Origin of the sequence: Bifidobacterium colobi, from assembly GCF_018555455.1 — a bacterium.
In the GTDB taxonomy this organism is placed as follows: Bacteria; Actinomycetota; Actinomycetes; order Actinomycetales; family Bifidobacteriaceae; genus Bifidobacterium; species Bifidobacterium colobi.
Genome location: NZ_JAFEJU010000019.1, coordinates 1 through 1,299, shown reverse-complemented (window position 1 = coordinate 1,299; position 1,299 = coordinate 1). Strand labels below are relative to the sequence as shown.

General features: G+C 64.8%; 2 protein-coding genes. Both read left to right on the top strand.

Annotated features, from left to right (window positions below; translation table 11 throughout):
• The coding region (locus JS530_RS10705; RefSeq protein ID WP_214377132.1) for an IS1249 family transposase at window positions 1–987 on the top strand (987 nt) is incomplete at its 5' end.
• Between the two features lie 56 nt (window positions 988–1,043).
• A complete protein-coding gene (locus JS530_RS10700; RefSeq protein WP_214377131.1) occupies window positions 1,044–1,265 on the top strand; it encodes a hypothetical protein in 222 nt (73 codons plus the stop codon).
• Window positions 1,266–1,299 lie beyond the last annotated feature (34 nt).

The following is a 1,299-nucleotide window of genomic DNA, read 5'->3' as shown; positions in this document are numbered from 1 at the left end:
GGCCGCGCGTCCCAGTCCGAGTGCGACGCGAACGGCGACGCGAGGGCGCTGCGCAAGCGGACCGCGTGGTGCTGGAACATCCGGCCCGTCATCCCGCCGCCGATCGTCAGGCACCGCACGGTGATGGCGGACGGCACGTACATGAACCACGACTGGTGCCTGATCGTCGCGGTCGACGGCGAGAGCGGCGAGGTGCTGGGCTTCCAGTGGTGCGCGCACGAGTCGAAGGCCGCGTACACGGCGCTGTTCTCCCGCATCCCCGCGCCCGACGTGCTGATCACCGACGGGCTGCGCGGTGCCGAGACCGCCTGCAACGCCGCGTGGCCGTCCACACGGATCCAGCGCTGTCTGGTTCACGTGCAGCGAAACACCCGCACCGACCTGACCGCCAAGCCCAGGCTCGAGGCCGGCAGGGAACTCAAGAAGCTCTCCGACCGGCTCACCAAGGTCCATGACGCCGAACAGGCGGCCCGATGGGGCGAGGCGCTCAACGCATGGCATATCCGGTGGGGTGATTTCATTAACGAACGCACCTTCGCGAAGGACGATCCCGGCAATCCGAAGGCCACGCGTCAGGAGTGGTGGTGGACGCACCAGGAGGTCAGACGCTGCTACCGGCGGTTGGAGAAACTGTTCCGCGAGGGCAAGCTGTTCGCGTTCCTCGAGCCTTCGCTGACCGCCTCGGGTCCGGTGGCGCGCACCACGAACCGTCTGGAGGGTGGCGTCAACTCGCCGCTCAAGCATGTGCTCCTCGACCACCACGGTCTGCCGGAGGAGCATATGAGACGAGCCTGCGAATGGGTGTGCTACATGAAAAGCGGCTTTCCGGCCCCCAAGTCGCTGATCAGGCCCGAGCATTGGGAACCTGCAAGGCCGTCACCGGCCGAAGAGAACACCGGCGATGTCGACGGCGCACCGGAATACGGCACCGGCATCAGCTGGGACGAGTTCCACACCCATGCCGAGTGGCGGCCCGACGGCCAATAACCCCGTCGCCCGCGAGCTGATGACCCGCCTCGCGCCGGGGACGCATACCCCGGTGCATGAAACGATATTCCGAACTCGCTTTGAAACTGATCCGCGCGTCCGTCATGGTCGCCTTTGCCTGTGTGGCGGCACGGCATGGCGACCCGTCATTGATCCTCGACGCGGTCGATGACTCAATCAAGGCAGCCCACGCCTTAGACAACGCAATCGTCAACGCCATCGAAATCCATGAAATCGATAAACAGCAACCACGCCACGCGAAATCTCGGCCATTCTGACCGACCTAAAACACCACAAAAGTTCCTATAACCC

What these genes read in the sequence shown, in the direction of transcription:
- JS530_RS10700 (WP_214377131.1), top strand. Translation starts at nt 1,044, where the DNA reads ATGAAACGATATTCCGAACTCGCTTTGAAACTGATCCGCGCGTCCGTC.